The sequence below is a fragment of the Metabacillus bambusae genome (genome assembly GCF_017497975.1).
Classification (GTDB): Bacteria; Bacillota; Bacilli; order Bacillales; family Bacillaceae; genus Metabacillus; species Metabacillus bambusae.
In genome coordinates, this window is the sequence record NZ_JAGDEL010000023.1 from 21,301 (window position 1) to 47,431 (window position 26,131).

24 protein-coding genes and 2 riboswitches are annotated in these 26,131 nt (G+C 34.6%); of the genes, 16 read left to right on the plus strand and 8 right to left on the minus strand.

Annotation, left to right across the window (positions count from 1 at the left end; genetic code table 11):
* The first annotated feature begins 271 nt into the window (after positions 1-271).
* Together sigI and I7822_RS22695 are read left to right on the plus strand one after the other, a co-directional pair.
* Entirely contained in the window at positions 272-1,018 is a 747-nt protein-coding gene (gene sigI / locus I7822_RS22690; protein ID WP_207981352.1) for an RNA polymerase sigma factor SigI, read from the plus strand.
* Entirely contained in the window at positions 1,015-2,175 is a 1,161-nt protein-coding gene (locus tag I7822_RS22695; RefSeq protein WP_207981353.1) for an anti-sigma factor domain-containing protein, read from the plus strand. Before sigI ends, I7822_RS22695 begins: the two co-directional genes overlap by 4 nt.
* Before the next feature lie 111 nt (positions 2,176-2,286).
* Here I7822_RS22695 and I7822_RS22700 read toward each other — a convergent pair whose 3' ends face one another.
* Both I7822_RS22700 and I7822_RS22705 read right to left on the minus strand, forming a co-directional pair.
* Positions 2,287-2,487: an alpha/beta-type small acid-soluble spore protein gene (locus tag I7822_RS22700; protein WP_066331113.1), complete on the minus strand. Its 201-nt coding sequence runs from the start codon at positions 2,485-2,487 to the stop codon at positions 2,287-2,289.
* 151 nt (positions 2,488-2,638) lie between these two features.
* The gene (locus I7822_RS22705; RefSeq protein ID WP_207981354.1) at positions 2,639-3,334 is read right to left on the minus strand and encodes a DUF1836 domain-containing protein; all 696 of its coding nucleotides are present in this window, start codon (positions 3,332-3,334) and stop codon (positions 2,639-2,641) included.
* A 293-nt stretch (positions 3,335-3,627) separates the two neighbouring features.
* Between I7822_RS22705 and htpX the strand changes: the two genes are divergently transcribed.
* From htpX to I7822_RS22720, 3 genes are all read left to right on the plus strand, one after another.
* Positions 3,628-4,506: a protease HtpX gene (gene htpX / locus I7822_RS22710; RefSeq protein WP_207981355.1), complete on the plus strand. Its 879-nt coding sequence runs from the start codon at positions 3,628-3,630 to the stop codon at positions 4,504-4,506.
* 424 nt (positions 4,507-4,930) lie between these two features.
* Complete coding sequence (locus tag I7822_RS22715; RefSeq protein ID WP_207981356.1) at positions 4,931-6,277, plus strand: TrkH family potassium uptake protein; 1,347 nt, start codon at positions 4,931-4,933, stop codon at positions 6,275-6,277.
* Between the two features lie 287 nt (positions 6,278-6,564).
* Entirely contained in the window at positions 6,565-8,583 is a 2,019-nt protein-coding gene (locus I7822_RS22720; protein WP_243459629.1) for a penicillin-binding transpeptidase domain-containing protein, read from the plus strand.
* A 127-nt stretch (positions 8,584-8,710) separates the two neighbouring features.
* Here I7822_RS22720 and I7822_RS22725 read toward each other — a convergent pair whose 3' ends face one another.
* On the minus strand, positions 8,711-9,052 hold the full coding sequence (locus tag I7822_RS22725; RefSeq protein WP_372442207.1) for a DUF3905 domain-containing protein: 342 nt from the start codon (positions 9,050-9,052) through the stop codon (positions 8,711-8,713).
* Positions 9,053-9,137: 85 nt separating this feature from the next.
* Here I7822_RS22725 and I7822_RS22730 point away from each other — a divergent pair, with 85 nt between their 5' ends.
* From I7822_RS22730 to ykzE, 3 genes are all read left to right on the plus strand, one after another.
* Positions 9,138-9,275, plus strand: coding sequence for a hypothetical protein (locus tag I7822_RS22730; RefSeq protein ID WP_185653086.1), 138 nt, complete (start codon positions 9,138-9,140; stop codon positions 9,273-9,275).
* Positions 9,276-9,365: 90 nt separating this feature from the next.
* On the plus strand, positions 9,366-9,518 hold the full coding sequence (ykzP, locus tag I7822_RS22735; RefSeq protein ID WP_207981358.1) for a protein YkzP: 153 nt from the start codon (positions 9,366-9,368) through the stop codon (positions 9,516-9,518).
* Between the two features lie 7 nt (positions 9,519-9,525).
* Positions 9,526-9,708 carry a protein YkzE gene (ykzE, locus tag I7822_RS22740; RefSeq protein ID WP_207981359.1) on the plus strand — a complete coding sequence of 61 codons (183 nt, stop codon included), beginning with the start codon at positions 9,526-9,528 and terminating at the stop codon, positions 9,706-9,708.
* A 43-nt stretch (positions 9,709-9,751) separates the two neighbouring features.
* Here the strand turns inward: ykzE and I7822_RS22745 are convergent, their stop codons facing one another.
* The gene (locus I7822_RS22745; RefSeq protein WP_207981360.1) at positions 9,752-11,518 is read right to left on the minus strand and encodes a B12-binding domain-containing radical SAM protein; all 1,767 of its coding nucleotides are present in this window, start codon (positions 11,516-11,518) and stop codon (positions 9,752-9,754) included.
* Positions 11,519-11,707: 189 nt separating this feature from the next.
* Entirely contained in the window at positions 11,708-12,730 is a 1,023-nt protein-coding gene (locus I7822_RS22750; protein ID WP_207981361.1) for an acyltransferase family protein, read from the minus strand.
* A gap of 600 nt (positions 12,731-13,330) precedes the next feature.
* On the opposite strand from I7822_RS22750, the gene I7822_RS22755 reads away from it, so the two are divergent.
* Together I7822_RS22755 and I7822_RS22760 are read left to right on the plus strand one after the other, a co-directional pair.
* Entirely contained in the window at positions 13,331-15,526 is a 2,196-nt protein-coding gene (locus I7822_RS22755; protein WP_372442208.1) for a PAS domain-containing sensor histidine kinase, read from the plus strand.
* A 137-nt stretch (positions 15,527-15,663) separates the two neighbouring features.
* Positions 15,664-15,816: a hypothetical protein gene (locus I7822_RS22760; RefSeq protein ID WP_207981362.1), complete on the plus strand. Its 153-nt coding sequence runs from the start codon at positions 15,664-15,666 to the stop codon at positions 15,814-15,816.
* Positions 15,817-15,872: 56 nt separating this feature from the next.
* On the opposite strand, the gene mtnA is transcribed toward I7822_RS22760, so the two are convergent.
* The 3 genes from mtnA to I7822_RS22775 all read right to left on the minus strand — a co-directional run bounded on the left by mtnA (position 15,873) and on the right by I7822_RS22775 (position 19,486).
* Positions 15,873-16,925 carry an S-methyl-5-thioribose-1-phosphate isomerase gene (gene mtnA, locus I7822_RS22765; RefSeq protein ID WP_207981363.1) on the minus strand — a complete coding sequence of 351 codons (1,053 nt, stop codon included), beginning with the start codon at positions 16,923-16,925 and terminating at the stop codon, positions 15,873-15,875.
* A 175-nt stretch (positions 16,926-17,100) separates the two neighbouring features.
* Complete coding sequence (gene mtnK, locus I7822_RS22770) at positions 17,101-18,294, minus strand: S-methyl-5-thioribose kinase (RefSeq protein WP_207981364.1); 1,194 nt, start codon at positions 18,292-18,294, stop codon at positions 17,101-17,103.
* Between the two features lie 105 nt (positions 18,295-18,399).
* Positions 18,400-18,557, minus strand: a riboswitch (SAM riboswitch).
* Positions 18,558-18,697: 140 nt separating this feature from the next.
* Positions 18,698-19,486 carry a carbon-nitrogen family hydrolase gene (locus I7822_RS22775; RefSeq protein WP_207981365.1) on the minus strand — a complete coding sequence of 263 codons (789 nt, stop codon included), beginning with the start codon at positions 19,484-19,486 and terminating at the stop codon, positions 18,698-18,700.
* A gap of 103 nt (positions 19,487-19,589) precedes the next feature.
* Here I7822_RS22775 and I7822_RS22780 point away from each other — a divergent pair, with 103 nt between their 5' ends.
* From I7822_RS22780 to I7822_RS22805, 6 genes are all read left to right on the plus strand, one after another.
* Positions 19,590-20,765, plus strand: coding sequence for a pyridoxal phosphate-dependent aminotransferase (locus tag I7822_RS22780; RefSeq protein ID WP_207981366.1), 1,176 nt, complete (start codon positions 19,590-19,592; stop codon positions 20,763-20,765).
* Positions 20,766-20,837: 72 nt separating this feature from the next.
* A riboswitch (SAM riboswitch) is annotated at positions 20,838-20,946 on the plus strand.
* Positions 20,947-21,184: 238 nt separating this feature from the next.
* Entirely contained in the window at positions 21,185-22,426 is a 1,242-nt protein-coding gene (gene mtnW / locus I7822_RS22785; RefSeq protein WP_207981367.1) for a 2,3-diketo-5-methylthiopentyl-1-phosphate enolase, read from the plus strand.
* Positions 22,423-23,076 (plus strand): 2-hydroxy-3-keto-5-methylthiopentenyl-1-phosphate phosphatase, encoded by a 654-nt coding sequence (gene mtnX / locus I7822_RS22790; RefSeq protein ID WP_207981368.1) that lies wholly within the window; start codon positions 22,423-22,425, stop codon positions 23,074-23,076. The genes mtnW and mtnX overlap by 4 nt, the downstream gene beginning before the upstream one ends.
* Positions 23,073-23,696 (plus strand): methylthioribulose 1-phosphate dehydratase, encoded by a 624-nt coding sequence (locus I7822_RS22795; protein ID WP_207981369.1) that lies wholly within the window; start codon positions 23,073-23,075, stop codon positions 23,694-23,696. Before mtnX ends, I7822_RS22795 begins: the two co-directional genes overlap by 4 nt.
* Before the next feature lie 48 nt (positions 23,697-23,744).
* Positions 23,745-24,287: an acireductone dioxygenase gene (gene mtnD / locus I7822_RS22800; RefSeq protein WP_207981370.1), complete on the plus strand. Its 543-nt coding sequence runs from the start codon at positions 23,745-23,747 to the stop codon at positions 24,285-24,287.
* 346 nt (positions 24,288-24,633) lie between these two features.
* On the plus strand, positions 24,634-26,124 hold the full coding sequence (locus tag I7822_RS22805) for a spore germination protein (RefSeq protein WP_207981371.1): 1,491 nt from the start codon (positions 24,634-24,636) through the stop codon (positions 26,122-26,124).
* The last annotated feature ends 7 nt before the right edge of the window (positions 26,125-26,131 follow it).

Below are 26,131 nucleotides of genomic sequence, written 5' to 3' on the forward strand. Positions count from 1 at the left end.
GAATAAGGTTTTCTTGTAGAAAAAGTTAACTATATAATGAACATTTATTGATCATTTTTTTCGTCAATCATTATATTTCATTTTCCATTTATGTCGTGTACGTGAAAATCGTCCTCATGTTTTTTGTGGGTATAAAGTACTGTAATTTGTAACAATTGTCTTTAATCTGTAGAAAATAAGAAAGATAGTTTCATATTTCTTCCTTTGCGATCCCTATGTAATTTAGCTATTATAGACAAAGTAATATAGGGGAAACAGAGGTGAAACTCCAATGCTTAGCCTTTTGTTTAGACTAGGTAAGAAAAAACGTACATTAGAAGATACCGTTCTCTTAATTCAACAAGGTGACAGAGATTTACAAAACCAATTAATTGAACAATATAAACCATTTATTGCGAAAACCGTATCTTCTGTTTGTAAACGATATATAAACGAAAATGATGATGAATTTAGTATAGGATTAATTGCATTTAATGATGCAATAGAAAAATATTCAACAGATAAAGGAAGTTCATTGTTTGCTTTTGCTGAATTAGTGATTAAACGTAAAGTAATTGATTATATTCGTAAGGAAGTTCGTAATCCTTATACTATTAATCTAGACCTTCATGAGCATGAAGAGGGTGAATTCTCTCAAAGTAAAATTGAATCAGATTTATCAATTGATGAATATACGAAAATGATTGAGCAAGAGCACCGAAAGGAAGAAATTGCCTATTTTCAGCATTGCCTAAATGATTTTAAATTAACTTTTGCTGAAATAGTTGAACAATCTCCAAAGCATTATGATGCAAGGCAAAATGCAATTGTGGTCGCAACGAAATTGGTAGAGGATGACGAATTAAGGGAGTTTCTTTTCCAAAAAAAACAACTTCCTGTAAAACAGCTTGAAGCAAAAGTTGCAGTAAGTCGTAAGACAATCGAACGAAATAGAAAATACATTATTGCAATGGCCATCATTCTGTCAGGGGACTTTCTCTATTTAAAAGATTATATTAAAGGGGTGCTACATTCATGAAGAGAGGGGTCGTCGTCGAGTATAATGATGACTTTGTAACACTGCTCACCCCAGATGGGCAATTTTTAAAAGCTAATAGTAAATTGGGTAGCTATGAAATAGGGGAAGAAATTACTTTTTTTCCTTTAATGGATGAACGTGAAGAAGCTGCTACAAGCACATCTAGAATAAAACAAAGAAGTTTAATTGACCTATTTAATTCTCGAAAAGTTAGAGTAGGCGCTTTATCTGTGTTAGCAATTATGTTTTTTATGATAAGTTTTTTACCGTCTTTTAATAATGATAAAGTGTATGCGTATATGTCGATTGATATTAATCCTAGCTTTGAAGTTGGAATTGATAATCAACTAAACGTTATTTCTCTAGTGCCTTTAAATGAAGAAGCTGAAAAGCTTATTGAAAAGCTTCCTGTATGGGAAAACAAACCATTTAATAAAATTGTTGATGCTATTGTAGCTGAATCTAAAGTAGAGGGTTATGTTTATCCAGGTAAGGAAATTTTGATAACAACAGTAATTAATGAAGAAGATAAAGCCGTTCAAACTAAGTTGGAAGCTGGAATTGATGAGATTAGTACCTCTTATGAAGATCAGGAAATGGTTGTAAATACGATTGAATCTGATAATGAAACGAGAGAAAAGGCTCAGAATCAAGGGATTTCAACTGGGAAGTATATAGAGCTTAAAGAGGAAGCCAAAGTAGTAGAACCAGTAAAAAATCAAGAACAACCTGATAAAAGCTCATCAAAAGCTAATACAGAGAACCAATCTATATCAGAAGAAACAACTAGTAACAACCAAACTGTTAAAGAAAAGTTAAAATCAGAAACAAAAGTAAAGCTTGAAGATGTAAAGAACGAGTTAAAAGAGAACTCAAGTAGTAATAGCAATGTAAAAAAACAAAGTGAGAATAATAAAAATGTAAGCAAGCAGGAAAAAGCTGCAAAGAAAAATGAAAAAGCTGCAAAGAAAAATGAAAATGCAAAAAAAAAACCTGTTATCCAAAAGGTGAATGATAAAAAAGTTAGACAAGATCAAAACGATTTGGATGTCCAGAAAGATAGCAATGTTAGAGATAAACTGGATGTAAAAGATAATCGTAACGATAAAGAAAATAAGGAAAAAAGAAGTAATCAGAAAGAAAATCAAAACAAATAGAAGAAAAATAATCGAAACAAAAATGATGAAGATTAATTCACCAATAAATGGTCTTTAGTCATCTATCAAAGTAAAAAGGCTGATTGAAATGTCAGCCTTTTTGCCATATAATTATTCAGTTTTTTGACCGTTTAATTGTGCTTGAGCTTGTGCCACTAAACGTTTTGTAATTTCTCCACCAACAGATCCGTTTGAACGAGAAACTGTATCTGATCCTAAATGAACACCAAATTCCTGGGCAATTTCATATTTAATTTGATCCAGAGCTTGTTCAATCCCTGGGACAAGTAACTTATTACTACTTCTAGACATTCTACACACACCCCTTTAAATATTCTTAATAAAGCTGGCATAAAGTTTATCCTAAATACTTAATAATAAAAGATAACTTAAGTCAGCCTTATTCATAAGTTTTCATTTTAAGGACATTTTCTATACTGGTAATGTTTAGCCTAAAGGAAAATCAAGATTTTTCATTTAAATAAACTTGTGCTCTCGTTTGTAAATGGGATGCTAAAACAGACAAGACAGTAATAACTAAAACATTTCTAATTGCCTCCCATTGCTTGGCAGGGAGTTCTGAAAACTTCTTAGGTATCGCGTTGATTTTTTCAACAATATTGTTTTCTAATGTTTTATCATTTAGTGTTAACGAGGGTAAAGCATTTAGAGAATCAAGAACTGTTGCATAAATTTCATAAAATACGATTGGACTAATTAAATCGTCACTTCGATCTGATAAAGTATTAAACACAACTGTTAATAGCTTGCGTATTTTTTCAAAATCAAAAACTGTTTTTAAATCTTTTACAATTAATAGCATTGCAGCTTGTTCAATTGAATATTTTTTACCAAGCTCTGGAGCACCGATCAATTCCTTGACATCACGCTTAATCCAGTTTTGGATTGATGTTGATTTAAGAGATGTAAGCTCACATAAATTCGCAAGAGATACAATTTCATTTGTTGATAAGCCATATACTTGATTGTGACTGCGTCGTTTATTTGTTTTCAAAAGGAAGGTGGGGACTTTCATTTCTTTACTAGGTGAAACTCCTAATGCGGTTTCTAATATAGATGAAGGAGATTGGTTTGACTCTCCTTTTAAGGAATATAATAAATTTGTCATTTGTTTACGAGTTAATTGAATTGGCATCATGACACCTCAGTCTTGTATCTTAAATATTTATTATAGAACATACTATTGGGATTTTTCCATTGTGAGCTAGAAATGGATGATAATAATAAATATTCTGTTAAAGCTTCATTGTTGATTTTTGAACTTTTTTTGATTGGAGCGAATGGTAATGTTAAACATAGTTATTTTCAGGGTAGCCTAAATAAAAAATAAAGTTTTTGTAAAGGAAGTATTCATTCTTGCATTTCCACTAATATGTTTCTATAATTTAATTATAATATAAGTTCATATGAACTTAAAATTTGGAGGTTAAAATGGCTAGACGAATCTTTCTCTTTCTTTTATCAAATATTCTTGTTTTAACGACTATAGGTATTGTTTTATCCTTATTAAACGTATCACCCTATCAAACGTTGAACGGTAATATTGATTTAGTTAACTTACTAATTTTTAGTGCTGTAATTGGATTTACAGGTTCGTTTATGTCATTAGCAATGTCTCGATGGATGGCAAAAATGATGATGAGGGTCCAAGTTTTAGATCCATCAGCATCTCTTTCATCAACTGAGCGTAACTTAGTAGATAGAGTTCATCGTTTGTCTAGAGCGGCAGGGTTAACAAAAATGCCTCAAGTAGGTATTTATCAGTCACCAGAAGTAAATGCATTTGCTACAGGTCCTTCTAAACGTCGTTCACTTGTCGCTGTTTCAACTGGATTATTACATGAGATGGATGATGCTGCAATTGAGGGTGTTGTTGCACATGAGGTGGCACATATAGCTAATGGAGATATGGTGACAATGACATTATTACAAGGGATCGTCAATACATTTGTTGTCTTTTTTGCTCGTATTGCAGCTTGGCTTGTCACTCGTTTTGTAAGAGAAGATATTGCGCCAATTGTTCATTTTATTGCAATAATTATTTTTCAATTGGTATTTTCAGTGTTAGGAAGCCTTGTTGTTTTTGCCTTTTCTAGATATCGTGAATTTCATGCTGATAGAGGTGGAGCGGATTTAGCTGGTAAGGACAAAATGATCCATGCTCTTCGTTCATTAAAACACTATACTGGCCGTGTAAGAGATGACCAAGCTTCACTATCAACATTGAAAATTAATAGCAAAAAGGGACTGTCATTATTTTCAACACATCCGAATTTGGATGATCGAATCAGTCGTTTAGAAGCAAAATAATCGTTTAGGGGTGATTTATAAGTGGTAGTTACTTATAAGTCATCTTTTTTTTGTCTAGGAAATTATAAAATTCTAGTACTGTGGATAAGCGCTAGGTATCCAGCTCCAGCGCCTAGCCCCTCTTGGGTCTACAGCCACTAATGAATTGAAGGTAAAAAACACCTTCTATTCATTAGCGCCTTATTTGCCCGAGGCTGTTCAAGGCGCCCTGAGCTTTTGTTCATAGAAAATAAAAATTATCTAATATGACTAGAGTAATCCAATTTGTGAAAAGAACTTTCCATAATCTATGCAATTTTCTAAAATTAAAGTATTATTGAAAAGCACTTTAATTTTGTTCGTTTTTTCTTTATGATAGAGGGCATACATATTTTATGGTGTCGTTAGGACGTCAAAGCAGTTTTTATGATAGGAATGAATGAGTATGAACAAATGGAAGCTACGTTTGCAATCATTAACACCCGTACAATTAATCGTATCTTATTATTTTATAGCTGTTACAGTTTCTGTTTTTTTATTAAGCTTGCCTGTAGCGCATAAGCCTGAGGTGGAATGGACGTTTATCGATGGCTTGTTTACTGCTGTTAGTGCAGTCAGTGTAACAGGTCTTACTTCTATTTCAACTGCGGATACTTTAAGTGTACCTGGAATTTTTATATTGATTTTTGTTCTACAATTTGGAGGCATAGGTGTTATGTCTCTCGGTACATTTGTCTGGCTAATCATGGGGAAGAAAATAGGCCTAAAGGAACGACAATTGATCATGACAGACCAAAACCAAACGAATTTGTCTGGCATTGTTAATTTGATTAGACAAATCATCGGCTTAATTCTTTTAATTGAATTAACAGGCGGGATCATTTTAGGAGTCTACTTCCTGAACTATTATGAAACATGGCAGGAAGCGTTTTTACATGGTATTTTCACATCGGTTAGTGCTACGACGAACGGAGGCTTCGATATTACAGGACAATCTATGATCCCATTTGCAGACGATTATTTTATCCAATTTATCGTTATCATTTTAATTATTTTGGGAGCAATCGGGTTTCCAGTATTAATCGAAGTAAAGGACTTCTTATTTAACAAAAATAAAAAATATCGATTTTCCTTATTCACGAAGATTACATCAATTACCTTTTTTTCATTAGTTATTGGTGGAACAATAACTATTGCTTGCTTAGAATACTCCTTTTTTTATAAAGGGATGGTATGGCATGAAACATTGTTTTATTCGTTGTTTCAATCTACAGCTACTAGAAGTGCTGGACTAGCTACGATGGATGTTAGTTTGTATACTGAACCAACGTTACTCGTGATTTGTGCCTTAATGTTTATTGGAGCCTCGCCAAGCTCAGTAGGTGGTGGGATAAGGACAACAACTTTTGCTTTAAACCTTTTATTTCTTTTCCATTTTGCAAGAGGGAATAAATCAATTAAGATCTTTAAACGGGAGCTACACGAAGAAGATTTAATGAAGTCCGTTGTGGTGACAATGATGGCGATGTTAATATGTTTTTTCGCTGTTGTCACATTAACAATCACAGAACCTTTTTCATTTACTGAAATTTTATTTGAGGTATGTTCGGCGTTTGGAACAACAGGACTTTCTATGGGAATCACACCTGATTTAAGTACAGTAGGAAAAGTAGTGATTATGATATTAATGTTCATTGGTAGAATTGGGATTTTATCATTTCTGTATTTATTAGGGACAAAAGATAGAAAAGATAATTACCATTTTCCAAAGGAAAGAGTTATTATTGGGTAAAATTTATGGAGGTTGACGTAATCGTCAATCTTTTTTAATTGTCTAGGAAATTATAAAATTCTTGTACTGTGGATAAGCGCTTAGCATCCAGCTCCAGCGCCTAGCCCCTCGGGGTCATAAGCCACCCAGGAATTGAAGACAAAGAACGTCTTCTATCCCTGAGCGTCTTATGCCTGTCGGGTCTGTTCAAGGCGCTTGCGCTTTTCTGAAAGAAATAGGCAAAATTTCTGTTATTTTAAAATCACTATGATATACTTTCTTGGTACAATATGTAAAGTGGAGGGCAGATGATGAAAAAATTTTGGCTAAGTTTATTATTATTATTTTCGATGATGGCACTAAGTGCTTGTTCAGAAACTCCAACAGCAGGTGACCGTTTTTCTAAATACATAGAACTATGGAATGATCAAAAGTTTTCTGAGATGTATGACATGCTGACAACAAGCACAAAGGAAACAATATCAAAGGAAGAATTCACCAGTCGCTACAAGGATATTTATGATGGTGTTTCAGCAACTAATGTAAAAGTAACATTTAAGAAGCCAAAAGAGGAAGAAAAACAAGGTGATTTGGAAGAGGTTTTGTATCCATTTTCTCTTCAGATGGAAACTCTCGCAGGGGAAGTTTCTTTTGAGCAAGATGTTCAGTTAAAGAAAGAAGAAGTGGAAGACGGTGAAAACTGGTTTATTACTTGGTCACCATCGATGATTTTTCCCCAGCTAGAAGAAGGAGAAGAAGTAAGAGTCTCGAGTTCTCCAGCTGCAAGGGGACAAATTTTCGATCAGAATGATAAAGGACTTGCAGTTAACGGAGTAGCAAATGAAATCGGTATTGTTCCAGTAAAGTTACCTGAAAACAAAGATGAAGTCCTTGCAAACGTTGCAAAATTATTAGAGTTAAATGTATCAGAGATTGAAGGAAAATTAAATCAATCTTGGGTCAAGCCGGAATTATTTGTTCCTATTAAAAAGATCGACGCTACTAATGAAAAACTCTTGAACCAATTAATTGCTATACCATCAGTGCAAAATAGAAATGTCGCTTCAAGGGTTTATCCACTAGGTGAAGCAGCTGCACATTTAACTGGGTACATTGGAAGCATTACAGCTGAACAGCTTGAGGAGTTAAAAGGTAAAGGTTATAGCAGTACCTCTAGTGTAGGAAAAGCAGGCCTTGAGCAAGTATATGAGGATCGTCTTAAGGGTGAAACAGGGTATAAAATCTATGTCGATGGAACAGATAAGGTTATTGCTGAGAAAGCACCAGTAAACGGGGAAGATATTAAGCTTACAATTAATAATGATCTTCAAAAGGCACTTTATGCACAATTAAATGGTGAACCAGGAACAGCAGTTGCTATTCACCCAATTACAGGTGAGACATTAGCAATGGTTAGCAGTCCAGCATATAACCCTAACGAGTTTATTTACGGGATGTCAAATGAAAAATATGACGCTTTGTCTACTAATCCACTAAATCCATTAATGGCTCGATTCAACAAAACCTATTCACCAGGATCTTCAATTAAACCGCTAACAGCAGCTATTGGCTTGGAATCTGGAAAACTCCAACCGGAAGATACAAAGGTGATCAAAGGTTCAACATGGCGAAAAGATAGCAGCTGGGGAAACTATTACGTGACACGTGTATCTGGTAAAGTAGAAACCGTTAACTTAGAAAATGCTATGATTTATTCAGATAATATTTTCTTTGCCCAACTAGCATTAGATATTGGGGCTGAAGGATTATCAACTGGATTAAAGAATTTTGGCTTTGAGGAAGAGATTGATTTTCCGTTCCCAATTAGTAAATCAACGATTGCAAGTGATGGGCTTACAAATGAACAGCTTTTAGCTGATTCAGGCTACGGTCAAGGGCAAATTCAGATGAGCCCGTTCCATATTGCGGCAGCATACACAACATTTGTGAATAATGGAAACATGATAAAACCATATCTGGAAAAACAATCTGAAGCACAAACAACAGTGTGGAAAGAGAAAATTGTCACCCCAGAACATACTGATCTTTTATTTAAGGATTTAGAACAGGTGGTACAAAATCCTAATGGAACGGGCTATAAACCACATATTGAAGGACAGAGATTAGCTGGGAAAACAGGTACAGCAGAACTTAAACAATCAAAAGAGGATCAAGATGGTCAGGAGAATGGCTGGTTTGTTGCAGTTAATTCTGAGGATCCACAGCTTTTAATTACAATGATGATTGAGGATGTAAAAGCAAAAGGTGGAAGCCATTATGTTGTACCGAAAGTAAAGGAAGTATTTAAAGCATTTTCCCCAAATTAAAGGTTAGAAAGGCTGGACAATTTTTTGTCAGCCTTTTTTTGATGCTTATTTTTTATAAAATAATAACTCTGAAAAATGAGTAGAGTGACATAAAAGGGACAGACACTTTCAACCTCTACATTCTATTTTAATCGCTATTATAGCTCATATCTTTATCAGGATGTGTAAAAGGAACACCAAATGGTTTTCTCTTTGATTCAATTAATTCACGATTTTCTGGTGTATTCCACCCAATATCATTTGTTGGATGTACCCATTGCTCCCCAGACATAATCGCTGGATCAATCTCATCACTCCATTGATTTAATGGAGATGCATCAGAATCATAAAAGCAATCTCCAATCATTACACCATATTTATTAATAAAAGGCTCTTTCATCTTAATCCCTGTATCCTTCCAGGAAGGAGAATTAATTTGATGTGGTAATGTATCTTCGATTGAAACTTTTGTTTTTTTACCTTTAGACACTATGCTCACCTCTGTCTTATTATTCCCGTACATAATTTAGATATGAAATTGAAAAAGTAAATAAGGATAGAAGTGAGGTGAGAAAATGGACAATCAGAGAGAGTTTCCTGTTGCGAATTTAACGGAGTCACAAATTCAATCTATACTCCAAATGGAATCTAAGCTACGAGAAGAAACAGGAGAAGATATTGTACTCATCGCTTATGAGCATAACGAAAATTAAATTTCCCTTTTACTACCTATGATAGAAAAAAGCAAATTAGGTAAAAGTATATATGTAGCATCTTAAATAAATGAATTTGAGGTGATTTTAATGAAAAGAAAAGCTGCTAGAAACCAGGCAACGAAACATAATTTCACACCAACTGAAAGCCTTCCTGATACTGAATTTGCTGAAATCAATGATGATAAAGACCCGATGAAGGGTGCAAATCGTAATTCAAAAAAAGGAAAGCAAGGGAAGTAATATTACGATGACAAAAAAACATATGAAAAGCAAAGATATGGAAAATCATAAAAAACCAACATCTAAGGATCTTCTGCAAGAAGAGTTTGGTCATGAGCTTGGCGATGTAAATGCTTCACAAATATATGGTGTAATTGAAGGAAATAAAAACAAGGGTAAAAAAGAAGGAAAAAAACGTAAAGAAAAATAAGGTATGAAAATAGAAAAAGTGAGAGGGATAAGACCTCTCACTTTTAGCTCACTTTTAAATCAAGTTCAGTTAATGCTGTTGAATATACAGTAGTCTTGGCCTGAATTGGATCATAATGAACGAGAATTAATGAATCCTCTTCAACTATTTTTCCTGTTTTTAAATAATGATTCACATTAAATGGAAGTGTTTCAAGTACTGTATGTTTAAATAGATCTTTTTCAGATAATTGCTTACTAGCAAATTCTTCACCTAAAATAAGCGGATTATCTAAGATTGCATGATAGATCGTACTTCTCTCATGCTTTGCTAAGGCATCATTCCACCAAGGTTTACGTGGTTTATATTTTTGATTTCGCAAGTAATCATATTTCATAAATCCACTAACAATGTGTAACTCCTCTTTTTTTGCACTCTCAAGGAAGTCAAAAAGGTGCTTATATAAGTCTTCTAACTGATGACCAATCCTTGTCCACCCTTTTTCATCCCAGAACGTTCCGAAGCCTTGAAAGAAATCAAATGGAGATGCAAAAACAGTTGAAACTAAGTACTCAATTGTCTCATCCATACGATGGTCATTCCAATACTTTTCTAATACATCCTCAACCTGTTTGATTTTTATCATATCTTCAAAGGAAAGGACATTATTCTTTAAAATTTCATATGGTGAATGATCCATAAAGACGTAGCCATGGTCAGCAGCTCGCAAACGAAGCCCGGTACCTCTTAACATTTTTAAGAAGCCTAATTGAAGCTCTTCAGGTCGTAGCTCAAATACATCATTAAAGGTTTTTTTGAAGGAATTGTAATCCTCTTCAGGTAATCCAGCAATTAAATCTAAATGTTGATCGATTTTTTGGCCTTCTTTTACCATTGTTACCGTTCTTGTTAGTTTATTAAAATTTTGTCTTCGCATTACAAGCTCGTTTGTTGCATCGTTTGTTGATTGTACTCCAATTTCAAAACGGAATAACCCCTTTGGAGCATTGTCATTTAAAAATTGAATGACTTCAGGTCTCATAATGTCAGCAGTTATTTCAAATTGAAAAACAGTTCCAGGCTTGTGTTCATCAATTAAAAATTGAAACATTTCCATTGCATAGCTACGGCTTATATTAAAGGTTCGGTCGACAAATTTAATTGTTTTTGCTCCATGATTCATTAAAAAACGAATATCATCTTTTACTTTCTCACGGTCAAAGTATCTAACACCAACCTCGATTGAAGATAAACAGAACTGACAGCTAAATGGACAACCACGACTCGTTTCAATATATGTCACACGTTTTGCAAGATGTGGTAGATCTTCTTCAAAACGATATGGAGATGGAAGTTCCTTTAAGTCAACTTTATTTCGTTGTGGTTTAATTTGTACAGAATCCTTTTCACGGTACGCAATGCCACTTACGTTTGCAAAGTTTTGTTCACCATGCAATTCATCTAATAACTGCTTAAACGACTGTTCGCCCTCACCAATCATAATAAAATCAACCTCAGGGATTGTTTCCATCCATTCTCTTGTGTCATATGTTACCTCAGGACCACCAAGGACAATAATTAACGAGGGATTGATTTTCTTCATCATTTTAATAACTTTAATTGTTTCTTCTATGTTCCAAATATAACAACTGAAACCAAGTATTTCAGGTTTTTTTGAATACAGATCAGTGACGATATTCATTGACGGATCTTTAATTGTATATTCGGCAAGTTCAATATCATACTCAGGAGCTGCATAAGCTTTTAAGTAACGAATAGAAAGACTTGTATGAATGTATTTTGCATTTAATGTTGATAAAACAGTTTTCATTTAATGTAACACCACTTCTACCTATATTTTTGTCATTATAATTGTTGATTATCATGGAATTAAAATCTTATTGTATCATAATTGCTAAAAAAATCGTACATGTGTTACTGGTTTCATAGCCATAGTATGGAAGAAAACAAGTGGGTTTAAAACAGTTATATAAAAAAAGAAGAGCAGGGTATGCTCTTCTTAATCAGACTTTGTATTTAATGTTGTAAAGTTCTTTAAATAATAGTTGAATGTTGATGCACGTAATTCAATAAATGGCTGGGTGAGTGCTTTTACGATTTTGGTTGATAGCGTTGATGTTAAAAGGATCGATAAAATAATGATTAAGCTAAGACTTTGATAATCTTTCATCCAATCTAACAACTCACTATTTCTCATATATTGAATAATAAACCCGTGTAATAAATAGACGTAAAATGTTCGTGTTCCCCATTCTGTGTAAAAGGCATGGGATTTTGGAATTAACGACAAAAAGCTAATCGATGTAATGAGTGTTAAGCAATAAAATCCTAGGCGAATAACTGCACTCAAGACAGACGGCTCGCCAAAATGTGAGTACGATTTTGATCCGAAAAGCCATTCATAATCAAAGTTAAGATTAAAATACATAATAAATGTTATCGTTAAAAAAGTAATTGATAATCCTCTTACAGGTAAATTGGTAATAAACGTAAAGTGCTCGCGTTTTAAGTAAAAGCCGACTAAAAACAATGGGAAGAAGACAAATGTTCTCGATAAGCTTAAATAATTACTAATGATCTCAAAATAACCAACTGCTAACCCAGCTGAAAATGCTAGAACTAGTGCCCATTTCGTCGGAAGTTTTGTAACAACAAATAGGAGTACATTCCAAAAGAATAGACTGATCAAAAACCATAACGACCAATGTGGATCTAATGGATCAAGAACAATTGAACCTTGTTTCTCAATGAAAAAGTAATATACTGAGTAGATCCCTTGAAAAATAAGATATGGAAGTATGAGTTTTTTCGTTATTTTTGACACATAGCCTTTTTTTCTAAACCCTTTCGCGAAATACCCAGAAATCAGGATAAATGCTGGCATGTGAAAGGTATAAACAAACTTGTATATATTCATAATCATTGGACTGTCATCAATAAATGAGCGAATGATATGTCCAAAAACAACTAAAAGTATTAAAAAGAATTTAGCATTATCGAAGTAACTATCTCGATTTTTCATGTTTTCACCTTTTCTTTTGAAGTTATAAAACGAGACTTATTGGACTTTTACGGCAAGTTAACAAGAGAAATATTGATGTCCTCCATTTTATTCCCAAGTAGCATGCGTTACTAAACTATTATTCGTAAAATGACATATATTTTATTGGGGATGTAACGTAAGTGTAACCTTAATGTAAGAATGGTTATGAAATCAAATGAAATCTCAAATATGCCAACATCTATCATAATTTTTTTTGAAAAAAAAGCAAACATTTTTTTCATGCGAATAGATTCAAAAAAGATAGTGCTTTAAAAACTAAGTCTTTCTCCATAGTGCGGGCGAATAGCTAGGTTTTCTAGCACTATCTTTAAATAGGTAAGGAGGATAGTATAAGAAAAACTAAGGTTTTCACCAAAGTGCTCGGCGAAAAGCCAAGTTTTTCTAGCACTATCTTTTAATAGGTAATTAAGGAGGATAGTATAAGAAAAACTAAGGTTTTCACCAAAGTGCTCGGCGAAAAGCCAAGTTTTTCTAATCATTTTGTAGATAAGTGAAGGACAATGACACTCCTTGTAGAATATTTGATAGTGAAGATTGTGGTAATTAGGGGTGAAAAGATTGAAGCAGACGATGGAGGAAAACGAAATCGTTACTATGAAAGAACAATTGGCTAAATTGAAGGCTGAAAATGAATTGCTTAAATCGAAAGTTCTTCAGCATGAAAATATTTTAGAAGGTGCACTTGATGCTGTTGCAATATTTGATGAACAGTTGAGATTTATTGATGTAAATTCTTCAGCATGTCATATGTTTCAGTTAACAAAGGTAGAGCTTTGTAAACGAAACCTTTATGACTTTCTTACACTTATTCCTAAGAATGAAATAAAGCAACTAGTGGATGAACTATATAAGAAAGACTCATTAGGGAAGGAGGTAGTCGTTAAATTAGAAAACGGGCAAGTAAGGTTTTTAGAGATTTCGCTACGCAGACAGGCCATTAATGGATATGATCTTGCTATGCTTAAGGACGTATCGTTTAAGAAAATGCTTGAACGTGAACGAACAATTAATGAGCAGCTTTTTAAAGATTTGTTTCATCGTGCAGTAGATGGTATTGTCATCTTTGATCAGCACGGCTCTTTTATTGATGCAAATGGCTCTTTTTGTACTAGTTTTGAGATTAACAAAGTTCAATTAAACTCATATGCACTTGATGATTTTATCGATAAACAAGATAATGATAAGCTAGATAAATTATGGGGTGTATTAAAGGAAAACGGAAGTGCTAAAGGCGAACTACCAGTTGTCCTAAAAAATGGTGATAAGAAAATTTTTGAATTCACAACGACCTCAAATATTATTAATGGTTTTTATATGGCGATTATGAGAGATATTACTGAAAAGTGCTCGATGGAATTGAAGCTTTATAAGAGTGAGGAACGCTTTAGAGAGATTTTTGAAAATGCGATTGATGCCATTATGATTTGGCGAAAAGATGGTCAAATCTTAAGGGTAAATCAAGCCGCAAGCAGAACATTTGAATTGGCAGAAGATGAGCTTGTCACTAGAAATATTCTTGATTTTATCGATCAAACGACACTAGCTTTTGCAAAAGTAAAAAAGGAATACTTTCAAATGGGAGCAATTAGAGAGGAACTCCTTTTCCATATGCCTAATGGGCAAAATAAGGAGCTCGAATTTACTTCAAAAATGGATATAGCTGAAGGACATCACTTAACGATTTTTCGCAATGTAAGTGAAAGAAAACGTATGGTAAAGATACTTAGAGAAAGTGAGCAAAAGTTCCGTAAAATATTTGATGGGGCAATGGATGGAATTGTTTTATTTAACAATGACTTTGAAATCATTGAAGCAAACCCTTCGGCATTGCGTATTTTAAATGGTTCTTCTGAGGATATTATCTCCTTTAACTTATATGAATTACTTTCCTCTGATTTGAAAAAAGATCGAGTTAAAACAGGGTTCGACTCAAAATATTTGGAAGAATCACTACAAGAAATAACCTATAGATTTGAAAATGGGGAAGAAAAAATCTTAGAATTCACCTTAAAAAGTAATATTAATGAAAATATGAATTTAGCAGTATTTCGTGATGTTACTGAAAAAAGGGAGCTTGAGGAGCAGTTGAGAAAATCTGATACGTTAAACGTCGTAGGTGAATTAGCAGCGGGAATCGCTCATGAAATACGTAATCCTATGACAGCATTAAAGGGATTCATTCAGCTTCTTGAAGGAAGTGTGAAGGATGACTTTTCAATGTATTTTAATGTGATAACATCAGAATTAAGCAGAATAGAATCAATCATTACTGAATTTTTAATTTTAGCAAGACCTCAAGCAATTAAATATTTAAAGATAGAAATAGGTAAGATTATGAAGGAAACAATTGATTTATTAAACGCGCAAGCGATCCTTGTAAATGTACAAATGAAGCTTTCCTTAGAAAAAGACCTACCTTTAATTTATTGTGAACCTAATCAATTAAAGCAAGTTTTTATTAATGTGCTTAAAAATGCGATTGAGGTTATGACTAAGGGTGGACAGATAGATGTCCAAATTAAACGAAAAGATGAGAGTCATATAGTAGTATCAATTATAGATAGAGGTACAGGTATTTCTGAGGATAAAATAAAAAGACTTGGGCAACCATTTTATACAACGAAGGAACGTGGTACAGGTCTTGGCTTAATGGTGAGCTATAAAATTATTGAGGAGCATCGAGGGATCGTTGATGTCGAAAGTGAGGAAGGGAAAGGAACTACCTTTCATATTACTCTACCAATAAATCAATAATCTTCCAGATTGAAATATAAAAAATTAACATTGATTTGACAAGATTCACAAGCCTAACTTGTCACAATTTTAGCTACGTAACATATTATTTGAGTAAGAGAAAAAAGTTGCGTATGGTAAAGAAAGGGGCAAGTAAGATGTGGATTCATAAACGTCCAAAAAAGGTTTATTTTTATGCATCGTTATTTTCAAAGCTTCATATCATCTCAGAAGCTGAAAAAAACGGGTTGTTAGAAAAAATGGAAGCATCAGGGAGCAAGTATGAGTCAAAGTATCAAAATAGGCTCTAAAATGTAAAAACCTTAGCCCTTTAAAAATGGAGGACTAAGGTTTTCACTTTGTCAATTTAGACAGAAAATAATTCTGAAATTAATTCTCGATAATCCCCAGAAAGAATCCCTTTTTCCGTTATGATACCTGTGATGAGCTCGGCAGGAGTGACGTCAAACGCAGGGTTAAATACCTTTACACCCTCTGGAGCAATTCGTACTCCATTAATCTCAGTCACTTCTTCAGGATTACGTTCCTCAATTGGAATTTGATTACCATCTGAAATAGAAGGATCAAATGTTGATAAAGGTGCTGCTACATAGAATGGAATGTTAAATGATTTTGCCAATAGTGCTAAATTGAATGTACCGATTTTGTTTGCCGTGTCACCATTAGCTGCAATACGGTCAGCACCAACAATAATAGCTGAGATTTTTTTTGACTTAATTGTATGTGCTGCCATGTTGTCAGTAATTAATGTAACATCAACGTCAGCCTGCATAAGCTCCCAAGTTGTTAACCGTGCACCTTGGAAAACCGGACGGGTTTCACACGCAAAGACACTTAATTCTATGTTTTGTTCCTTTGCTAAATAAAATGGAGCTAGAGCTGTTCCGTATTTTGCAGTTGCGATAGACCCTGCATTACAAATTGTCATAATGCGATCACCATCGTTAAAAATTGAGAGCGAGTTCTCTCCAATTAATCGACAAACCTCTTCATCTTCTACCTGGATTTGAATTGCTTCATGTACAAGCTTTGTTTTAGCCTCATTGATGGATTTCGTTTCAGTGATACTGGTAACCAATCTGTCTAAAGCCCATACTAAATTCACAGCAGTTGGTCTTGAGCTAGCTAAATAATCTCGGTTTTGTTTGAGCTTTAGCTGAAAACCCTCAAGTGTATTAGATTGATCTTGTAAGGCTGATAATGCTAGGCCAAATGCTGCAGTAATCCCAATAGCAGGAGCACCTCTTACTTTCAAGGTTTGTATAGCCTCCCAGACAGCTTCTATCGTTGTTAATTCAAGATATTCTGTTACATGCGGGATTTTTTGCTGATTTAATAGGGAGATTGATTCCTCCTTCCAAATAACTGAACGAGGTATCGTAAATTTTGTTGTTGCCATGCTCAATAACTCCTTTATTTTCACTAATTCTCTAACATTTTTTTGAAAGGCTATTTGCAATGCTTGTGTTTTTCAGATAATGCCTATTATCAAATTGTTTTTGCTTATTAATTTAGTCCTAATCTCATGAAATTGCTTTAAGTGTCTAAAAATAACATACTTTTTAGAAATAGACTTATAGATTCACAGTTTGTTTCACATAGTCTTTAAATTGAGTAGGGTCTTTAATTGCTTTTTGGTTTTTAATAAGTTCACTACCTATTGTGAGGGCAAGCTGTTTTGTTGAAATTCTTTTTTCATATGGCTGAATTAAATCAAGATCTGCTACATGTGCTAGACCGATTGTACGGCGGATGATTTCACAGCCAGCAAAACCAACTGCTTCTTCGAAAATTTCTGATAATACATGTTCTAAATAACCGTCAACTTTCGTGAAGATCTCAAGACCATCATTTTTCCAAGCTCTCGAAAACTCTTCTACAAAAACATTCCATGTTGTTTCGATATGCTTGAAAAGCACTTCCTGGTTTTCAACATCTCGTGAAATCGCATTTAACAAGAAATTTCCGAATACCTGGCCTACATCAAAACCGATCGGTCCGAAGTAAGCAAATTCAGGATCAATCACTTTCGTTTCCTTACCATCAGCAAAAATACTTCCAGTATGTAAGTCACCATGGACAAGTGCTTCTGCTTTTGTAAGAAATTTCTGTTTAAGCTTAGCAACTTCTAACTTGAGAGCTTGATCTTGCCAAATTCGTTCAACATCTTGCTCGAGTTCTGGTTCATAATCATTTGTGTCGTGATCGAAGAATGGATCTGTGAAAACAAGATCTTCAGTAATTTTGCAAAGATCAGGATTGATAAACTGTTTGACTAAAGCTTTTTTATAATGTTGATTAACGGAATAGTCGGATGTGTAAAATAAAGTTTTAGCTAAAAATTCTCCGATATGTTTTGAAATCAGGGGTAAATCTTTACCTTCAATGAGTGCAGCTCGAGATATTTGAAGACGTGATAAGTCCTCCATAATGGTAATGGCTAGCTTTTCATCGGAGTAAAAAACCTTTGGTACATACTGAGGAACAAATTCAGCTTGTTTTAATAATGCATGTGTTTCGATGCGTGCTCGATCAAGTGTTAAAGGCCAACTTTCACCTACGACCTTTGCATATGGAAGTGCTTGTTTAATGATGATACTTTCTTCCGTTTTACTATCTTTAACTTTGAAAACGAGATTTAAGTTTCCATCTCCAATTTCATTGCAAAGTAGATTACTATTTTCTTCGAATAATTGTAATCGTTTCGTGAGAGCGATTGCTCCACTTTCAGTTAATGGTTCATAAACAGATGATTTTTTAGTAGACATAATAATACCTCCAAATATTAGTAGTTTGAATGATGGAGGCTTTTCTTTAGAAAATAAGAAAAGCCCCTTTCAGTATGAAAGAGGCTTGAAGGCGTCGCTTCGCACCTCTCATCTGTCAGAAAGATTGCCTTTCTGATGGAATTAGCACCGTGCCCTATTGGAAACAATCCAAGGTGAAAAGAATCACCCCATTTTGCAATGGTAGTATGGTCGGTTGCTGCGGCGTCATAGGGCCAAGTCCCTCTGCCAACTCTTGATAAGAGATCAATATGGATAAACATTATGAAACTAATGTTTACTAAATTACGTTATTTTTAGAACATTTTATCTATTAAGAAAAATGTAATGCTTGATTAGCATGTTACCAATGATTATTTGGATTTGTCAACAGGTAATTTGAAAATCACTTATAATAGTCAGGAAGTCGGTCTTCAAATACAGGAATTTGACTTCTTACTTGTTTGACTGTTTCAACATCGATTTCTGCTGAAATGAAACCAGTGTTTTCGTCAGCTTCAGAGATAATTGTTCCCCAAGGATCAATTATCATGGAATGACCAGCGAATTCGTTTTTTGGATCAGTGCCTGATCGATTACAAGCTATGACATAACATTGGTTTTCGATTGCACGACTTAAAAGCAATGTTCTCCAATGATTTAGTCGGGGCAGTGGCCATTCAGCAACAACAAATAGTACCTCTGCTCCTTTTGTTGTATGTGCACGAATCCATTCTGGAAAACGAATATCATAGCAAATCACACCAGCACATTTTATTCCATCAATTTCGAAAAGTCCTTTTCCAGTACCTGCAGTTAAGTAATGATGTTCATCCATTAATTTGAATAAGTGGAGCTTACTATATTCATGAACAAACTCACCTTGGTCGTTCATAATGTACATCGTGTTTGTGACATTATCCTGCATCTTTTTCGCAACAGAGCCACCGATGATGTTAACATGGTATTTTTTTGCGAGTTTGGAAAGAAATTGTTTCGTTTTTTCTCCTTTTTCATCGGCAATCACATCTAAGCGAGTGAGGTCATAGCCTGTTGTCCATAGCTCAGGTAGAACGATGATCGCTGGATTGTCCTTTTCAACTGCAACAGCAACTTTTTCCTCTACTTGCTGATAGTTGAATGCTGGATCACCGAATTTAATATCAAGTTGTATACAAGTAATGACAGGTTTCAAGCAAAATCACACCTTCATTTTTAAAATTTTACTTTACAAGTTGATTCTAACAATATATGATTTGTGACTAGAATTTCAAGAATTTTTTGAGAAGGTGTTAAAAATGAAAACCTTTAAACAATCACAATTATTAGAAACATTACCGAAGCAATTTTTTGCAAGTTTAGTTGAAAAGGTAAATAAAATTGTTGCACAGGGTCATGATGTTATTAATCTAGGTCAAGGAAATCCAGATCAGCCAACACCAGATCATATTGTTAAAGCAATGCAAAAAGCAGTGGAAAACCCACAATTCCATAAGTACTCTCCATTCCGTGGTCAGACTTTCTTGAAGGAAGCGATCGCAACTTTTTATAAAAGGGAATATGGAGTTGAAATTGAACCATCGACAGAAGTGGCGATTCTATTCGGTGGAAAGGCAGGACTTGTTGAGGTTCCTCAATGCTTGTTGAATCCAGGTGATGTCGTACTTGTTCCCGACCCTGGTTACCCAGATTATTGGTCAGGTGTTGAGCTTGCACGTGCCAAGATGGAAGTGATGCCACTAATCAGAGAAAATCATTTTTTACCTGACTATAAAAGTTTGTCTAAAGAAGCGGTAGAAAATGCAAAGCTTATGATTTTAAACTATCCAAATAATCCAACAGGTGCAACTGCAACAGAGGAATTCTTCAAAGAAACCGTAGAATTTGCTGAGGGGAATGACATTTGTGTAGTTCATGATTTTGCTTATGGTGCCATTGGCTTTGATGGAAAACGTCCAATGAGCTTTTTGCAAACAAAAGGGGCAAAAGAGATCGGGATTGAAATCTATACTTTTTCAAAGTCGTATAACATGGCTGGATGGCGAATTGGGTTTGCCGTTGGTAACCCATCTGTGATTGAAGCCTTAAATCTTTTGCAGGATCATATGTATGTAAGTGTATTTAGTGCAATTCAAGAAGCGGCAGCACATGCGTTATTAAGTCCACAAACATGTGTAGCTGAGTTAAATGCACTTTATGAATCTCGCAGAAATACTTTGATTCAAGCTTTTCGTGAGATTGGTTGGGATGTGACGGCTCCATCTGGATCATTTTTTGCCTGGCTTCCTGTACCAAGTCAGTTTGAATCATCTCAAGATTTTTCAGATTATTTATTAGAAAATGCCCATGTCGTAGTTGCACCTGGAATTGGCTTTGGGGATTACGGTGAAGGCTATGTAAGGGTAGGATTTCTCACTTCAGAAGAAAGATTAGTAGAAGCTGCTAACAGAATAAAAGCATTGAATTTGTTTTAATATTCAGAGTTGACAGTTCAAAAATGATCTGTCATAATCCATATTAATTTAATCAATATTATGAACGTTTCGTTCTTATCAAGAGCAGGTGGAGGGACTAGCCCTATGAAGCCCGGCAACCGACTTAAACAATGCTTTGAGCACGGTGCTAATTCTTGCAGCATTCGCTGATAGATAAGGAGATATGCTTGTTATTTATGCATGTAAAAGCCCCTTCGATCTATTAGTGTCGAAGGGGCTTATTGTATTTTCGAGCAACTTAATATTCTTGACTAATACATTCTCTGCCATATGTACAAATGTTAATCAATGTTCAAGAAAAAGTAATAGGTATTATCCAAATAAAAATGATAAAATTAGTAAGATAAATAAAAAGATTCAGAATATCAGATACGCTTTGATAGAAAGTAGGGTTTAAAGTGAGTGAAGTAATTGCTACATATCTCGTGCATGATGCTAAGGGAGATTTAACGAAAAAGGCTGAGGGAATTGCTTTAGGTCTAACAGTTGGTTCTTGGACTGATCTCCCATTGCTTGAACAAGAGCAATTAAAGGCACATAAAGGACGAGTATTAGAAGTCAGTCAACTAGAAAATTGTGAAAAAACGAATCAATACTTAGGGAAGACAGTTACAAAAGGTAAAATAAAAATTGCTTATCCAAGCTTAAATTATAGTCATGATCTACCTGCCATTTTAACAACTATTTTTGGAAAGCTGTCACTCGATGGTGAAGTGAAATTAGTTGATTTAGAGCTTTCGGAGGATGTGAAGTCTTCATTCCCTGGTCCAGAATTTGGTGTTTCAGGAATTCGTGAAGCTTTAGGTGTTTATAATCGTCCTTTATTAATGAGCATCTTTAAAGGTGTGATTGGGAGAGACCTTACATATCTTAAGGATCAATTAAGACAGCAGGTTTTAGGTGGTGTAGACCTAGTAAAAGACGATGAAATCCTTTTTGATAATCCATTAACACCTTTTGAAGATCGAATTATAGCTGGTAAAGATGTTTTGAAAAATGTCTATGAAGAAACTGGTCATAAAGCATTTTATGCTGTTAATTTGTCTGGAAAAACGTTTGAATTAAAGGACAAAGCGAAGCGAGCTGCAGAGCTTGGTGCAAATGTATTACTTTTCAATGTGTTTGCATATGGACTTGATGTTCTTCAAAGCTTAGCAGAAGATCCAGAAATTTCAGTTCCAATCATGGCTCATCCGGCAGTAAGCGGAGCGTCAACTGCTTCAAGCTTATATGGATTTTCTAGCTCGTTATTACTTGGTAAGCTATTACGAATCTCTGGAGCGGATTTCTCTTTATTTCCATCACCATATGGTAGTGTTGCGTTAGATCGCAACGAGGCGCTTGGTATCGCGGAAAACTGCTTAAAGGAAGATGCTTTTAAGCAGTCATTCCCAGTACCATCTGCTGGCATTCATCCTGGGCTTGTCCCATTGCTTATCCAAGACTTTGGTAATGACTCTGTGATTAATGCAGGTGGAGGAGTTCACGGACATCCAAATGGAGCAATTGGCGGAGGTCGTGCATTTCGATCCGCAATCGATGCAACACTTAAGGGCATCACTTTGAAGCAAGCATCAACCTTTGATGAAGATCTAAAGCTTGCGATTAATCTTTGGGGTGCAAAAGAGGTGTACAAATGAGCAACAAAGCAATAATCTGTGATTTTGATGGGACGATCACAGAGACAGATAACATCATTGCGATTATGAAGCAGTTTGCACCACCAGAATGGGATAACCTTAAAAAAGGAGTACTATCTCAAGATATTTCTGTTCGTGAAGGTGTTGGAAACATGTTTCAACTTCTACCTTCTTCTTTAAAAAAAGACATTGTAGAATTTATATTAGATCATGCTGAAATTCGCCCTGGTTTTAAAGAATTTGTCCAGTATACAAAAGAAAAAAATATTCCACTTTATATTGTTAGTGGGGGCATTGATTTTTTCGTTTATCCACTTCTTGAAGGTTTGATTGATGAAGGACAAATTTATTGCAATAAAGCTGATTTTTCAAATGAAATGATTACCATTGAATGGCCTCATAGCTGTGACCATATTTGTGATAATGATTGTGGTTGCTGTAAACCTTCACTTATTAAAAAGTTAACAAGCATGGATCAACATAAAATTGTCATCGGAGACTCGATTACAGATTTGCAAGCAGCAAAACTTGCTGATTTTGTGATTGCAAGAGATTTTCTGTTAGAAAAATGTGAAGAATTACATTTACCACATAAACCATTTACAACCTTTTATGATGTAATTGAGATAATAGAGGAGGTGTCAGTATGAGCCTAATGGCTAAGCGATGGGAAGAGCTTGCTGATATTAAAAGAGTACTTGCTAGACGTGATTGGTTTCCTGGGACGAGTGGAAACTTGGCGATAAAGGTTGATAATGAGCCTGTAAGTTTTCTCGTTACTGCAAGTGGAAAAGATAAAACAAAGGAAACAAACGAGGATTTTTTACTTGTTGACAGTAAAGGTCTGCCAGTCGGAGAAACACATTTAAAGCCATCTGCAGAGACACTTCTCCATGTGGAAATTTTCAACAAAACGAATGCTGGCTGCAGTCTACATGTTCATACTGTTGATAATAATGTGATTTCTGAACTATATGGTGATAAAGGAAGCATTACATTTAAAGGTCAAGAAATTATAAAAGCATATGGATTATGGGATGAAGATGCTGAGTTTACAATTCCGATCATCTACAATCATGCACATATCCCAACTTTAGCAGCTGATTTCGCAGAGTTTGTGAAAGAAGATGCTGGTGCTGTCTTAATAAGAAACCATGGAATTACAGCTTGGGGAAGAGATGCTCTAGAAGCAAAAAAATATTTAGAAGCTAGTGAATTTCTTTTTTCTTATCATTTGAAATTATTAGCATTCAAACGTGCATTGGTGTAGTACCCTAGAAAAAATAACGAATAAACACAAAATGGAGGAGTTATCAATATGGCAGTTATTAAAATTAGAAATACAAATGAAGTAATTGAAGGTCATGAAAATGTTTCAACTTTTTTGGAAAAACAAGGAGTTCTTTATGAGCATTGGGAAATGAGTAAACTTTCTGAAGCTTTGAAAGAAAAGTTTGTACTTAGTGATCAAGACAAAGAAGAGATTTTATCAACATATAAAGAAGAGATTGAAGATTTGGCAGAAAGAAGAGGTTATAAAACCTGGGATATAGTTGCTTTATCAGATGCAACACCAAACTTAGAGGACTTACTTAAGAAATTTGAAAACGTGCATACTCACACAGAAGATGAGGTTAGAGCGATTACGGCTGGACATGGTATTTTTATCATCAAAGGCGATGACCAAACTGGCTATTTCGATGTAGAGCTAGAAGCTGGTGATGTAATTTCTGTACCAGAAGGTAATCCACATTTCTTTACATTGATGGAAGATCGCCAAGTTGTAGCTGTTAGATTATTTATCGAAACAGAGGGATGGGTTGCACATCCATTCCAAGAAAAAGAAAAGATTAGTAAATAATTAAAGTAAGAGGCTGGCTCAAAAGGGGCTGACACCACTATATTATAGTGCTTTTTATGATATTAAAAGACCATATCAACAGTGTGGTCAGAACCTTTGTTTTTGATCAGCCCTTTTTTATTTAATATCGTATTAAAAGCTCTTAAATGCTTACATAGATGTTAACTTAATGACTTGTTAGGAGGTTAGATAGATATATTAATCTAACCTCCTTTTTTATTGGCATTGTTTAAACTTAAAGGGAAAATCAAACAGATTATTCTCGTTGACTATAGAGTGATGGTTTAAGTGGGTTCTAAAAAGTACATAATGAGTAGTATCTTTATAGGAAATCTAGGTGGAATGAATGAGTAGTAACGACAAACAGATGTTAGATGATGAACAAGATCAAACCTTTGAGTCATTATTTAAGCAATTTCAACAATCTAATGATTTCACATTATTTCCGATACAAACGACCAATGAAATCGTTAAAATAGGCTATTATACTTCCCTCATTGATGTTGAAATTTTACATAAAGATGTTTTTCCATATCTTTTGCAGTTTGATGGTACTTCAATTCATCAGTTGGTACATGTTCTTCCAATAGAGAGTATTACAATTACTAGAAAAGCAAAGGAAGTTCAAACACAGCTTTTATCAGGTGCAATTATGATCATCCTGCAAAATGATCCATCAATTGCGGCGCTAATAAAAGCAAAAGTTGAAAGGACAAGGCAAGTATCATTGCCAGAAGTTGAATTTAGTGTAGTTGGTCCAAAGGAATCATTGGTCGAATCTCTTGATACAAATCTTAACCTGATCCGAAAAAGATTGCCCATTCCTGAATTACTTACGAAAGAGCTAGTTATTGGCAAGCTTTCAAAAACAAGAGTTGCCGTGCTATATATCGAGGGAATTACTAATGAGGAGAATGTTAATACCGTTATTCAACGACTAACTGATTTAGATGTCGATCAGATCAATGATAGCTCATATATTACACAATTGATTCAAGATAATCCTAATTCTCCCTTCCCACAATTTATTGATACTGAAAGGCCTGACCGTCTGGCCTCTGTCTTAGGAGAAGGAAAAGTAGTGATATTAACTGATGGGGCTCCACATGGACTTATAGGCCCTACAACCCTTATCGAATTTTTTTCTGCATTTGAGGATTATTTCTTAAATTGGATGGTTGCTTCTTTTTTCCGTTTAGTACGACTTTTTTCTGTCTTGTTCTCGATTTTGGTTACACCTATATATGTAGCAGTTCTTACCTATCATTACGAATTAATTCCTAAAGCGCTGGTCAGCACTCTGGTGACGTCTAGAAGTGCAATACCACTTCCACCAATTTTAGAAGCATTAATCCTAGAATTAGCGATTGAATTATTACGAGAAGCAGGCGCCCGCTTACCTACAAAGGTTGGTCAGACGATTGGGATCGTGGGAGGTATTGTTATTGGAACGGCATCTGTTGAAGCAGGATTGACGAGCAATGTTTTGTTAATTATTGTTGCACTTGCTGCATTGGCGTCCTTCACAACACCTGTATATCAAATGGGTAACACGATTAGATTAATACGATTCCCATTTCTATTATTTGCTCATTACATTGGATTAATCGGTGTGGCTCTTTGCTTTTGTTTTCTACTCATTCATTTATTAAGGCTAACATCTTTAGGAAGACCGTTTCTTGAACCGCTTTTTCCACCAAGGTTTTCTGACTTAAAGGATGCATTCATTCGTTTACCTTTTTCATTTCAGTCGAAACGCCCAATCGAACTTCAAACAGAGGACACATTACGGTTCAATTCAAAAAAAGGTAAGGAGAAAAAGAATAATAAACAATAGGAAATGG